This window comes from Streptomyces sp. NPDC056738, from assembly GCF_042790435.1.
Classification (GTDB): domain Bacteria; phylum Actinomycetota; class Actinomycetes; order Streptomycetales; family Streptomycetaceae; genus Streptomyces.
Window position 1 is genome coordinate 109,584 of sequence record NZ_JBHTZF010000010.1, and the last position, 12,756, is coordinate 122,339.

General features: G+C 71.4%; 11 protein-coding genes. 7 read left to right on the top strand and 4 right to left on the bottom strand.

What is annotated here, in order from left to right:
* Positions 1–20 precede the first annotated feature (20 nt).
* Positions 21–809: a phosphatase gene (locus ACFRIC_RS25670; RefSeq protein WP_382789862.1), complete on the top strand. Its 789-nt coding sequence runs from the start codon at positions 21–23 to the stop codon at positions 807–809.
* Between the two features lie 34 nt (positions 810–843).
* Here the strand turns inward: ACFRIC_RS25670 and ACFRIC_RS25675 are convergent, their stop codons facing one another.
* The 4 genes from ACFRIC_RS25675 to ACFRIC_RS25690 form a co-directional block, all read right to left on the bottom strand.
* Positions 844–1,815, bottom strand: a complete 972-nt coding sequence (locus tag ACFRIC_RS25675) for a cation diffusion facilitator family transporter (protein ID WP_382789864.1) — start codon at positions 1,813–1,815, stop codon at positions 844–846.
* Between the two features lie 24 nt (positions 1,816–1,839).
* The gene (gene tesB / locus ACFRIC_RS25680) at positions 1,840–2,712 is read right to left on the bottom strand and encodes an acyl-CoA thioesterase II (protein ID WP_382789867.1); all 873 of its coding nucleotides are present in this window, start codon (positions 2,710–2,712) and stop codon (positions 1,840–1,842) included.
* A 34-nt stretch (positions 2,713–2,746) separates the two neighbouring features.
* Positions 2,747–3,904, bottom strand: coding sequence for an acyl-CoA dehydrogenase family protein (locus ACFRIC_RS25685; protein WP_351861650.1), 1,158 nt, complete (start codon positions 3,902–3,904; stop codon positions 2,747–2,749).
* Between the two features lie 109 nt (positions 3,905–4,013).
* Positions 4,014–4,616: a TetR/AcrR family transcriptional regulator gene (locus ACFRIC_RS25690; RefSeq protein WP_382789871.1), complete on the bottom strand. Its 603-nt coding sequence runs from the start codon at positions 4,614–4,616 to the stop codon at positions 4,014–4,016.
* A gap of 96 nt (positions 4,617–4,712) precedes the next feature.
* On the opposite strand from ACFRIC_RS25690, the gene ACFRIC_RS25695 reads away from it, so the two are divergent.
* The 6 genes from ACFRIC_RS25695 to ACFRIC_RS25720 all read left to right on the top strand — a co-directional run bounded on the left by ACFRIC_RS25695 (position 4,713) and on the right by ACFRIC_RS25720 (position 12,669).
* Positions 4,713–6,329, top strand: a complete 1,617-nt coding sequence (locus ACFRIC_RS25695; RefSeq protein ID WP_382789874.1) for a carboxyl transferase domain-containing protein — start codon at positions 4,713–4,715, stop codon at positions 6,327–6,329.
* A gap of 8 nt (positions 6,330–6,337) precedes the next feature.
* On the top strand, positions 6,338–8,269 hold the full coding sequence (locus ACFRIC_RS25700; RefSeq protein ID WP_382789877.1) for an acetyl/propionyl/methylcrotonyl-CoA carboxylase subunit alpha: 1,932 nt from the start codon (positions 6,338–6,340) through the stop codon (positions 8,267–8,269).
* Entirely contained in the window at positions 8,266–9,210 is a 945-nt protein-coding gene (locus ACFRIC_RS25705; RefSeq protein WP_382789879.1) for a hydroxymethylglutaryl-CoA lyase, read from the top strand. The genes ACFRIC_RS25700 and ACFRIC_RS25705 overlap by 4 nt, the downstream gene beginning before the upstream one ends.
* An 11-nt stretch (positions 9,211–9,221) precedes the next feature.
* Positions 9,222–10,382 carry an acyl-CoA dehydrogenase family protein gene (locus tag ACFRIC_RS25710; protein WP_382790455.1) on the top strand — a complete coding sequence of 387 codons (1,161 nt, stop codon included), beginning with the start codon at positions 9,222–9,224 and terminating at the stop codon, positions 10,380–10,382.
* A gap of 338 nt (positions 10,383–10,720) precedes the next feature.
* Positions 10,721–11,770 (top strand): ABC transporter substrate-binding protein, encoded by a 1,050-nt coding sequence (locus ACFRIC_RS25715; protein ID WP_382790458.1) that lies wholly within the window; start codon positions 10,721–10,723, stop codon positions 11,768–11,770.
* Positions 11,771–11,811: 41 nt separating this feature from the next.
* Positions 11,812–12,669 carry a siderophore-interacting protein gene (locus ACFRIC_RS25720; protein ID WP_382789882.1) on the top strand — a complete coding sequence of 286 codons (858 nt, stop codon included), beginning with the start codon at positions 11,812–11,814 and terminating at the stop codon, positions 12,667–12,669.
* Positions 12,670–12,756 lie beyond the last annotated feature (87 nt).

The following is a 12,756-nucleotide window of genomic DNA, read 5'->3' on the forward strand; positions in this document are numbered from 1 at the left end:
CGCACCGGCACAATGGTGCTATGCCGATACCCGGGACGCCCAGCCGCGCCGAACTCGTCGACCACCTCGTGAAGACCCGTATCGCGGGCGATGTCGCCACGCCCCGCGAGAACAACCTCTCCCACTACCGCAAGCTGGCGAACGGCGAGCGCAACTGGTGGCTCGGTCTGGAACTCGGCGACCGCTGGAGCGACGAGCAGGACGTGCTCGCGGTGATGGCGGAGCGGGTCGGCGTCAACGACGACCCCGAGCACCGCTACGGCCAGGACACCATCGACCCCGAGCTGACCGTGGACGCGCTGGAGCGTCTCGCCGGGCGGCTGCGCAAGGCGGCCGAGGACCGGCAGCGGGTGCTGTTCGCGACCGGTCACCCGGGCGGTCTGCTGGACGTGCACCGGGCCACGGCCGCCGCCCTGCGCGCGGCCGGCTGCGAGATCGTGGTGATCCCGGACGGTCTGCGGACGGACGAGGGGTACGTCATGCAGTTCGCGGACGTGGCGGTGCTGGAGCACGGCGCCACGCTGTGGCACACGCACTCGGGCGAGCCGATGCGCGCGATCCTCACCGCGCTGGAGCGGGAGGGCCGCCCCCTGCCCGACCTGGTCGTGGCCGACCACGGCTGGGCCGGCTACGCGGGTCAGCACGGCGTGGACTCCGTGGGCTACGCCGACTGCAACGACCCGGCGCTCTTCTGCGCCGAGTCGGAGGGAACGCTCCAGGTCGTGGTGCCGCTCGACGACCACGTCCTCAGCCCGCGCCACTACGACCCGATGACGGCGTACCTGCTGAACGAGGCCGGACTGGCCTGAGTCGCGGCCCCGGATCCCGCGGCGGGCGCCCCGTTCACGGCCAGGGGTTGAGCCCCTCGGACCGGCGCTGGGCGTAGCCGGGGGTCGGGTCCAGGTACACCCTGCTCACGGCGGGGAACGCCGACCGGATCCGGTCCTCGGCCTGTTCGCAGGCCCACTCGATCTGGGCCGCGGTCGACGCGTCCCGGAAGTCGACCTTGGCGGCGACGAGCGCCTCGCGGGGCCCCTGCACGAGCGTGATGAGCTCCAGTACGGCCTCCACGTGCTCCACCCCCAGCAGCTCCGCCCTGATCCGCTCCCGCGCGGACTTCGGCAGCGGCCGTCCGATCAGCAGCTCCGCGTTGGAACGGCCCAGCACCCAGGCGACGTAGAGCAGCAGGAGACCGATGAGCAGCGAGGCGATGCCGTCCCAGACGCCCGATCCGGTGAGCTGGCCGCCGAGCAGCCCGCCCGCGGCGAAGACCAGGCCGACGAGTGCGGCCGAGTCCTCCATGACGACGGCCTTCACGGCGGTGTCCGGGGTGCGCCGGAAGTAGGTCTTGAAGGGGGCGTCGAGCCGGGCGGCCTCGCCGCGCGCCTGCCGCAGTCCCGTCCGCAGGGAGAAGCCCTCCAGGACGAAGGCGACGGCCAGCACGATGTACGAGACGAGCGGGTCGCCGAGTTCCTCGCCCGCGACCAGGGTGTGGACACCGTCGTAGATGGAGAAGACGGCGCCGCCCACGAAGGTGGCGACGGCGGCGAGCAGGGCCCAGATGTAGCGCTCGGGGCCGTAGCCGAGCGGATGGTCCTCGTCCGCGGGCTTCTCACTGCGTTTGAGGGCGGTGAGCAGCAGCAGTTCCGTGACGGTGTCGGCGACGGAGTGTGCGGCCTCCGACAGCATCGCGCTGGAGCCGCTGATGACCCCCGCGACCGCCTTGGCGAGGGCGATCCCGAGGTTGGCGACCGCGGCGACGATCACCGTGAAGACGCTCTCGCCGCTGCCGGTGTCCTGCGGTGTGTCGGTCATGCCTCCACTTCTACCCGCGAAGGCCTACCGGGGGACGCGGACCACGCCCTCCTGGATCACCGAGATGGCCAGCCGGCCGTCCTGGGTGTAGATCCGGGCCTGGCCCAGGCCCCGGCCGCCCGACGCGGACGGCGACTCCTGGTCGTACAGGAGCCACTCGTCGGCCCGGAACGGGCGGTGGAACCACATGGCGTGGTCGAGCGAGGCGCCGACGACGTCGCCGGTCACCCAGCCGCCGCGCCCGTGGGCGAGCAGGATGGAGTCGAGGAGCGTCATGTCCGAGACGTACGTCGCGAGGACGACGTGCAGCAGCGGGTCGTCCGCGAGCTTGCCGTTGGTGCGGAACCACACCTGGGAGCGCGGTTCGCGGGGCTCGCCGACGGTGCCGTAGGGCGGCGCGTCGACGTAGCGCAGGTCGACGGACTCCCGGGCCTCCAGGATGCGCTCCACGACGTCGGCGTCGGTGAAGACGTCGGCGTAGAGCGGGAGCAGTTCGGCGGCCGTGGGCAGCGTCTCGGGGTCCGGGGCGGGCGGCATCGGGGCCTGGTGCTCCATGCCCTCCTCGTACGTCTGGAAGGACGCGGAGAGGTGGAAGATCGGCTGTCCGTGCTGGACGGCGACCACCCTGCGGGTGGTGAAGGAGCGGCCGTCGCGGATGCGGTCCACCGAGTACACGATGGGTGCGCCGGGGTCGCCGATCCGCAGGAAGTACGCGTGCAGGGAGTGGGCGAGCCGGTCCTCGGGGACCGTGCGCCCCGCGGCCACGAGGGCCTGCGCCGCGACCTGTCCGCCGAAGACCCTGGGGACCACGGCGGACCGGGAACGGCCGCGGAAGATGTTCTCCTCGATCCGCTCGAGATCGAGCAGATCGAGGAGATCCTGAAGTGCCTCGCTCATAAGGCAGTTGTACCGCGCAGTCTTTTCTCGGACCTTACAGGCCCATGTCCTTGGCGATGATCGTCTTCATGATCTCGCTGGTGCCGCCGTAGATGCGGTTGACGCGGTTGTCCGCGTACAGGCGGGCGATCGGGTACTCGTTCATGAAGCCGTAGCCGCCGTGGAGCTGGAGGCAGCGGTCGATGACGCGGTGCGCGACCTCGGTGCAGAACAGCTTGGCGCTGGCGGCCTCGGCCGGGGTCAGCTCCCCGGCGTCGAGGGCCTCCAGGGCGCGGTCGACGACGGCCTCGGCCGCGTCCACCTCGGACTGGCAGGCGGCCAGCTCGAACTTGGTGTTCTGGAAGTGGGCGACCGGCTTGCCGAAGACGGTGCGCTCCTGGACGTACTCCTTGGCGAACCGGACCGCGGCCTTGGCCTGCGCGTAGGCGCCGAAGGCGATGCCCCAGCGCTCGGAGGCGAGGTTGTGGCCGAGGTAGTAGAAGCCCTTGTTCTCCTCGCCGAGCAGGTCCTCGACGGGCACCTTCACGTCGACGAACGCCAGCTCGGCGGTGTCGGAGGTCTTCAGGCCGAGCTTGTCGAGCTTGCGGCCGATGGAGTAGCCCTCGGACTTGGTGTCCACGGCGAACAGCGAGATGCCGTGGCGGCGGTCCTCGGCGGTGGGCGCGGAGGTGCGGGCGCAGACGATCACGCGGTCGGCGTGAACGCCGCCGGTGATGAAGGTCTTGGCACCGTTGAGGACGTAGTGCGTGCCGTCCTCGGAGAGCTTGGCGGTGGTCTTCATGCCCGCGAGGTCGGAGCCGGTGCCCGGCTCGGTCATCGCGAGGGCCCACATCTCCTCGCCGGAGACGAACTTCGGCAGGAACCGCTTCTTCTGCTCGTCGCTGGCGAGCATCTTGATGTAGGGCAGGCCGAGCAGCACGTGCACGCCGGAGCCGCCGAAGGTGATGCCCGCGCGGGCGGTCTCCTCGTACACGATGGCTTCGAACTTGTACGAGTCGATGCCGGCGCCGTCGTACTCCTCGTCGACGCGGATGCCGAAGACGCCGAGCTCGGCGAGCTTGTAGTAGAAGTCGCGCGGCGCCTGACCGGCGGCGAGCCACTCGTCGTAGACCGGGACGACCTCGGCCTCGATGAAGGCGCGCAGGGTCTCCCGGAACGCCTCGTGGTCCTCGTTGAACACAGTACGGCGCACCGCCGCCACCTCCGCCTGGATACCTGGTGTTATGTCTAAGCGCTTGCTCAGATATGAGGTTACCCGCCGGTCACGAGCGCCGTCCAGGGGTCACCCCCCGAGACGCTCGTCACGCACCGGGAGCCACAGCGGCCGCTCCGAACGCCCCCCGTGCCATCCGGTGCAGCAGCTCCGCCGTGCCCGCGCGCCCGGGCAGCGCGCCGGGCCGCCCCAGGTGCGGGGTCGAGTTCAGGAGACCGAAGACCGAGTGGACCGCGGAGCGGGCGGCGGGCTCGGCCAGATCCGGGTACACCTCGCGCACCACCTCCACCCACAGCTCGACGTACTGGCGCTGGAGCTGGCGCACCATCTTGCGGTCGCTGTCCCGCAGGCGGTCCAGCTCGCGGTCGTGCAGGGTGATCAGAGGACGGTCGTCGAGCGCGAAGTCGATGTGTCCCTCGATGAGCGAGTCGAGGAGGCACTCGGCGCCGCCCTCGGCCTCGGCCACCCTGCGCCGGCCGCCCGTGAGCAGTTGCCCGCTGATCCCCACCAGCAGCTCGGCGAGCATCGCGTCCTTGCCGGCGAAGTGCCGGTAGAGACCGGGGCCGCTGATTCCGACCGCCGCTCCTATCTCGTCCACTCCCACGCCATGGAAGCCACGCTCGGCGAACAGCCGCGCGGCCTCCCTCAGGATCTGCTCACGCCGCGTGGGGGCGTCGGTTCTGGTGGCCATGAAAACAATTCTAGACATCACGGTTAGCGGTCGTTAACCTGAAGGAGTTGCGTTAACGCTCATTAACTGGTCGACCACTGGTGAGGGGACCGCAGGATGCAAGAGGCACCGGAGCTGACGAGCGCGGCCGATCCCGCGTCGGAGGCCTGGAGGGCCAACGAGGCGGCACACCGCGCGCTGGGCGAGGAGCTGCGCCGCAAGCTGGCCGCGGTGCGGCTCGGCGGCGGTGAGAAGGCACGGGCGCGGCACACCGCGCGCGGCAAGCTGCTCCCCCGCGACCGCGTGGACGCCCTGCTCGACCCCGGCTCCCCGTTCCTGGAGCTGGCGCCGCTCGCCGCCGACGGGATGTACGACGGCGCGGCCCCGGCCGCCGGTGTCATCGCCGGGATCGGCCGGGTGAGCGGGCGCGAGTGCGTGATCGTCGCCAACGACGCCACCGTCAAGGGCGGCACGTACTACCCGATGACGGTGAAGAAGCACCTGCGCGCCCAGGAGGTCGCGCTGGAGAACCGTCTGCCCTGTGTATACCTCGTGGACTCCGGGGGCGCCTTCCTGCCCATGCAGGACGAGGTGTTCCCCGACCGCGAGCACTTCGGGCGGATCTTCTACAACCAGGCGCGGATGTCCGGCGCCGGGATCCCGCAGATCGCGGCCGTCCTCGGCTCCTGCACGGCCGGCGGCGCGTACGTACCGGCGATGAGCGACGAGGCCGTGATCGTCCGCAACCAGGGGACGATCTTCCTGGGCGGGCCCCCGCTGGTGAAGGCGGCCACCGGTGAGGTGGTCACCGCCGAGGAGCTGGGCGGCGGCGAGGTCCACTCCCGGACCTCCGGCGTCACCGACCACCTCGCCGAGGACGACGCGCACGCGCTGCGGATCGTGCGCACCATCGTCTCCACCCTCCCCGCGCGCGGGAAGCTGCCCTGGGAGGTCACCGCGGCGGCCGAGCCCAAGGTCGACCCGTACGGGCTGTACGGCGCGGTGCCGGTCGACTCCCGCACCCCCTACGACGTACGCGAGGTCATCGCGCGCGTGGTCGACGGTTCCCGCTTCGCGGAGTTCAAGGCCGAGTTCGGGCAGACCCTGGTCACCGGCTTCGCCCGGATCCACGGCCACCCGGTGGGCATCGTCGCCAACAACGGCATCCTGTTCTCGGAGTCGGCCCAGAAGGGCGCCCACTTCATCGAGCTGTGCGACCAGCGCGGCATCCCGCTGGTGTTCCTGCAGAACATCTCCGGCTTCATGGTGGGCCGCCAGTACGAGGCGGGCGGCATCGCCAAGCACGGCGCGAAGATGGTGACGGCCGTCGCCTGCACCCGCGTGCCGAAGCTGACCGTCGTGATCGGCGGTTCGTACGGCGCGGGCAACTACTCGATGTGCGGCCGGGCCTATTCGCCGCGCTTCCTGTGGATGTGGCCGGGCGCCAAGATCTCGGTGATGGGCGGCGAGCAGGCCGCCTCGGTCCTCGCGACCGTCAAGCGCGACCAGATCGAGGCCCGCGGCGAGTCCTGGCCGGCCGCGGACGAGGAGGACTTCAAGGACCCGATCCGCCGCCAGTACGAGCAGCAGGGCAGCGCCTACTACGCGAGCGCCCGGCTCTGGGACGACGGCGTGATCGACCCGATGGAGACCCGGCAGGTCCTCGGACTCGCCTTGACCGCCTGCGCCAACGCGCCCCTGGGTGACCCCCAGTTCGGCGTCTTCCGGATGTGAGGGGACCCATGTTCGACACAGTGCTTGTGGCCAACCGGGGTGAGATCGCCGTACGCGTCATCCGCACCCTGCGCGCGCTCGGCGTGCGCTCGGTGGCCGTCTTCTCGGACGCGGACGCCGACGCCCGGCACGTCCGGGAGGCCGACACGGCGGTACGGATCGGACCGGCGCCCGCGTCGGAGAGCTATCTGTCGGTGGAGCGGCTGCTGGAGGCGGCGGCCCGCACCGGCGCCCAGGCGGTGCACCCGGGATACGGCTTCCTCGCCGAGAACGCCGCCTTCGCGCGGGCCTGCGCGGAGGCCGGACTGGTCTTCATCGGCCCGTCCGCCGAGGCGATCTCCCTGATGGGCGACAAGATCCGGGCCAAGGAGACGGTGAAGGCGGCCGGCGTCCCGGTCGTCCCCGGCTCCTCGGGCAGCGGTCTGACGGACGCGGAGCTGATCGCGGCCGCCCGCGAGATCGGCGTCCCGGTGCTGCTGAAGCCGAGCGCGGGCGGCGGCGGCAAGGGCATGCGCCTGGTCCGCGACACCGCCGTCCTGGCCGACGAGATCGCCGCCGCCCGGCGCGAGGCGCGCGCCTCCTTCGGCGACGACACGCTGCTCGTGGAGCGCTGGGTCGACCGGCCCCGGCACATCGAGATCCAGGTCCTGGCGGACGGGCACGGCAACGTCGTGCACCTGGGCGAGCGCGAGTGCTCCCTCCAGCGCCGCCACCAGAAGATCATCGAGGAGGCGCCCAGCGTGCTCCTCGACGAGGCCACGCGCGCCGCGATGGGCGAGGCGGCCGTCCAGGCGGCCCGCTCCTGCGGCTACCGGGGCGCGGGCACGGTGGAGTTCATCGTCCCCGGCGGCGACCCGTCCTCGTACTACTTCATGGAGATGAACACCCGCCTCCAGGTGGAGCACCCGGTCACCGAGCTGGTGACCGGCCTCGACCTCGTCGAGTGGCAGCTCCGGGTCGCCGCCGGCGAGCACCTGCCGTACGCGCAGGAGGACATCACCCTCACCGGACACGCGGTGGAGGCCCGGATCTGCGCCGAGGACCCGGCACGCGGGTTCCTCCCCTCCGGGGGCACCGTGCTCGCCCTGCGCGAGCCGCAGGGCGACGGGGTGCGCACCGACTCGGGCCTCACCGAGGGCACCGAGGTCGGCAGCCTCTACGACCCGATGCTCTCCAAGGTCATCGCGTACGGGCCCGACCGGCCCACGGCGCTGCGCAGGCTCCGGGCCGCCCTCGCCGAGACGGTCACGCTCGGGGTCCAGACCAACGCGGGCTTCCTGCGCCGGCTGCTGGCCCACCCGGACGTGGTGGCCGGCGACCTGGACACCGGTCTGGTCGAGCGGGAGGCCGACGGTCTGGTCCCGGACGGGGTGCCCGAGGAGGTGTACGAGGCGGCCGCGGCCGTCCGGCTCGCCGCCCTGGCCCCGTCGGGCGAGGGCTGGACCGACCCGTTCTCGGTGCCGAGCGGCTGGCGGCTCGGCGGCACCCCGAAGCCGGTCGGCTTCGCCCTGCGGGTCCTCGACCCGGTGGAGTACACCCCGCGCGGCACCCACACGGTCAGCGCCGACCGGGTCGCGGTGACGCTCGACGGCGTGCGGCACACCTTCCACCGGGCCGCCGACTGGATCGGCCGCGACGGAGACGCCTGGCACGTGCGCGACCACGACCCGGTGGCCGCGTCGCTCACCGGCGCCGCGCACGCCGGGGCCGACTCGCTGACCGCGCCCATGCCCGGCACGGTGACCGTCGTGAAGGTCGCCGTCGGCGACGAGGTGGCGGCCGGACAGAGCCTGCTCGTGGTCGAGGCGATGAAGATGGAGCACGTCATCTCCGCGCCGCACGCCGGGACGGTCAGCGAACTGGACGTCACCCCGGGCACGACGGTCGCCATGGACCAGGTCCTCGCGGTCATCACCCCCGCCGAGGAGGACACGGCGTGAACACCTCCGAACTCGGCCTGCCCATGGCCGTACCCGCCCAGGACCTGCCCGCCCGGGTACGGATCTACGAGGTCGGCGCGCGCGACGGGCTGCAGAACGAGAAGGCGACCGTGCCGACCGAGGTGAAGGCGGAGTTCATCCGGCGCCTCGCGGACGCGGGTCTGACCACGATCGAGGCGACCAGCTTCGTCCACCCGAAGTGGGTGCCCCAACTGGCCGACGCGGAACAGCTCTTCCCGCAGGTCGCCGACCTTCCGGTGGCGCTCCCGGTGCTGGTGCCGAACGAGCGCGGGCTGGAGCGGGCGCTCGCGCTCGGCGCCCGGCACGTGGCCGTCTTCGCCAGCGCGACGGAGTCCTTCGCGAAGGCCAACCTGAACCGGACGGTCGACGAGTCGCTCGCCATGTTCGAGCCGGTGGTGAACCGCGCCAAGGAGGCCAGGCTCTCCGTCCGCGGCTATGTCTCGATGTGCTTCGGCGACCCGTGGGAGGGACCCGTCCCGGTCCATCAGGTCGTCCGCGTCTGCAAGGCGCTGCGGGACATGGGCTGTGACGAGCTGAGCCTCGGCGACACGATCGGCGTGGCGACACCGGGCCATGTGCAGGCCCTGCTCGCCGAGCTGAACGAGGAGGGCGTGCCCACCAGCTCGCTCGGCGTGCACTTCCACGACACCTACGGCCAGGCGCTCTCCAACACCCTGGCCGCCCTCCAGCACGGCGTCGCGACGGTCGACGCCTCCGCGGGCGGCCTCGGCGGCTGCCCGTACGCGAAGTCGGCGACGGGCAACCTCGCCACGGAAGACCTCGTGTGGATGCTCCAGGGCCTCGGTATCGACACCGGGGTCGACCTCGGCCGCCTCACCGCCACCAGCGTGTGGATGGCCGGACAACTGGGCCGACCCAGCCCGTCCCGCACCGTAAAAGCCCTCTCCCACCAGGAGTGAACAGCATGTCCCTGGACCACCGTCTCTCCCCCGAGCTCGAAGAACTCCGCCGCACGGTGGAGGAGTTCGCGCACGACGTCGTGGCGCCGAAGATCGGCGACTTCTACGAGCGGCACGAGTTCCCGTACGAGATCGTGCGGGAGATGGGCCGCATGGGCCTGTTCGGGCTGCCGTTCCCCGAGGAGTACGGCGGCATGGGCGGCGACTACCTCGCCCTCGGCATCGCCCTGGAGGAGCTGGCCCGCGTCGACTCCTCCGTGGCCATCACCCTGGAGGCGGGCGTCTCGCTGGGCGCCATGCCGATCCACCTCTTCGGCACCGAGGAGCAGAAGCGGGAGTGGCTTCCGCGGCTGTGCTCCGGCGAGATCCTGGGCGCCTTCGGCCTGACCGAGCCGGACGGCGGCTCGGACGCGGGCGCGACCCGCACGACCGCCCGCCTCGACCCCGAGACGGACGAATGGGTCATCAACGGCAGCAAGTGCTTCATCACCAACTCGGGCACGGACATCACGGGCCTGGTGACGGTCACCGCGGTCACCGGCCGCAAGCCCGACGGCAAGCCGCTGATCTCGGCGATCATCGTGCCCTCCGGCACCCCCGGCTTCACGGTCGCCGCCCCGTACTCGAAGGTCGGCTGGAACGCCTCCGACACCCGTGAGCTGTCCTTCTCGGACGTGCGCGTCCCGGCGGCCAACCTGCTCGGCGAGGAGGGCCGCGGCTACGCGCAGTTCCTGCGCATCCTGGACGAGGGCCGCATCGCCATCGCGGCGCTGGCCACGGGTCTGGCGCAGGGCTGTGTCGACGAGTCCGTCAAGTACGCCAAGGAGCGGCACGCGTTCGGACGGCCGATCGGCGCCAACCAGGCGATCCAGTTCAAGATCGCCGACATGGAGATGAAGGCGCACATGGCCCGGGTGGGCTGGCGCGACGCCGCATCCCGTCTCGTCGCGGGCGAGCCCTTCAAGAAGGAGGCGGCGGTCGCCAAGCTGTACTCCTCCACGATCGCCGTCGACAACGCCCGTGACGCCACCCAGGTCCACGGCGGCTACGGCTTCATGAACGAGTACCCGGTCGCCCGCATGTGGCGCGACTCCAAGATCCTGGAGATCGGCGAGGGCACGAGCGAGGTCCAGCGCATGCTGATCGCCCGGGAACTGGGGCTCACGGGCTGAGACCCGCGCACCACCGGCACGACCGCGGCCACCGACGGGCACCCGCCCGCCGGTGGCCGCGTCGCGTTGCGTCGCGCGGGGTGTGTGGCCGCGCCAGGCCGGCCGTCACGGGCCGCGACACAGGGGCCAACTCGCAGGCGAGCGGGGCGCGTTGTGCAGAAAGCTGGTGACCCCGGCGCGTCGGACACGCCGTCAGGGGCCGCGGCCCCCAGGGCAGGTCGTCGGTCGCGGACCCGGTCGAGGTGCCCCGCCCTCTGGACACGAGCTGAGGTTAGGCTAACCTATCTTCGAACTGATCCGGCGGATCTCCCCGCCCCATGTCGAAAGCAGCCACCTTCATGTCCAACGCCCGTGCCACTCAGCTCTCCCGTCGCGGCATCCTCGCCGCGGGCGGCGTCCTCGGCCTCGGCGCCGTCCTCGCCGCCTGCGGTGACGACGACGCCTCGAAAGACAGTGGCTCGGACGCGACCAAGGCCGCGGCGAAGGCCGGCCCCTGGACGTTCAAGGACGACCGCGGCACGACCGTGAAGCTGGACAAGACCCCGGCGAACATCGTCGCCTTCACCGGTGTCGCCGCCGCCCTGTTCGACTACGGGATCGAGGTCAAGGGCGTGTTCGGCCCGACCACGACCAAGGACGGCAAGGCCGACGTCCAGGCCGGCGACATGGACGTCAGCAAGCTGACGGTCCTCGGCAACGAGTGGGGCCAGTTCAACATCGAGAAGTACGCGGGCCTCGCCCCCGACGTGCTGATCTCCACGATGTTCGACTCCGCGGGCACCCTCTGGTACGTCCCCGAGGAGTCCAAGGACAAGATCCTCAAGCTCGCGCCGAGCGTCGGCGTCTCCGTCTACGACCGCCAGATGCCGCAGTCCCTGGAGCGCATGTACGCGCTGGCCCAGTCCCTGGGCGCCGACGTGAAGTCCGCGAAGATCGTCGAGGCGAAGAAGAAGTTCGAGGCGGCCGCCGAGCGGCTGCGCAAGGCCGCCAAGGCGCGCCCGGAGATCAAGGTGCTGGCCGGTTCCGCGAGCCAGGACATCTTCTACGTCTCCGGCTCCAACCTCTCCATCGACCTGGAGTACTTCAAGGCCCTCGGCGTGAACATCGTCGAGCCCTCCGCCAAGGACCTCAAGGCGAGCGGCGGCTGGTTCGAGAACCTGAGCTGGGAGAACGTCGACAAGTACCCGGCCGACATCATCATCATGGACGACCGCAGCGCCACCATCCAGCCGGCCGACATCACCGAGGCCACCTGGAAGAAGCTGCCCGCCGTCAAGGCCGGCCAGGTCATCGCCCGGACCCCCGAGGCGATCCTGTCGTACGACAAGTGCACCCCGATCATCGAGCGCCTCGCCGAGGCCATCGAGAACGCCAAGAAGGTCGCCTGACACCCCAGCGGTGACACCCTGACGATCACTCAGGAGCACGCATGACGACGGCCGTAGCCGCCCCGTTCCGTTTCTTCACCCTCCGGGTCGTACGGACGAGGCGGCTCGGCCCGTCTCTGGTCCGGGTGACCTTCGGCGGACCCGACCTGCGGGACTTCCACTCCGACGGGCGTGACCAGTCCCTGTCGCTGTTCCTCCCGCACCCCGGCCAGATCGAGCCGGCCGTCCCGGTCGAGCTCGGCGACAACTGGTGGCAGGGCTGGCGCGAACTGCCCGACGACGTACGGGCGGTGATGCGCTCGTACACCCTGCGGGCCCTGCGCCGCGACCCCGACGAGATCGACATCGACTTCGCGCTGCACGGCCTGGAGCCGGGCGCGGCCGCTCCCGCCGGACCCGCCTCGCGCTGGGCGTCCGGCGCCGCGCCCGGCGACCGGGTGGTCCTGCTGGGTCCCGCCGTGGCGGACAACCGGGCCATCCGCTTCCGGCCGCCCGCGGACGCCGACCTGGTGGTCCTGTGGGGCGACGAGACGGCCCTTCCCGCGGTCTCCGCGATCCTCGAATCGCTCCCGGCGGGAGTGCCGGTGCGGGCCTGGCTGGAGGTCCCGCACGCGGGCGACATCCAGGACCTGGCCACCCCGGCCGACGCCGAGATCACCTGGCTGGTCGGTGACGACCACTGCGCCCGGGAGCGCCCCCTGGCGCTCGACGCCCTGCGGTCGGCGCATCTCCCGCCCGCCGAGGCCCCCTACGCCTGGATCGCCGGCGAGTCCGGATGCGTACGGGAACTGCGCCGCCACCTGGTGCGCGAGCGCGGCCTCGACCGCCGCCGGGTCACCTTCGTCGGGTACTGGCGCCAGGGCCTGACGGAGGAACAACTGCGGGAACGGGGCGAGTAGTTCAGCCCCTCCGCACGATCGGGCGCTTCACGAAGAGGCGTACGTCACGAAGAAGGAGGAAGGGCGGGGAAGCGCAAGAAACTTAGG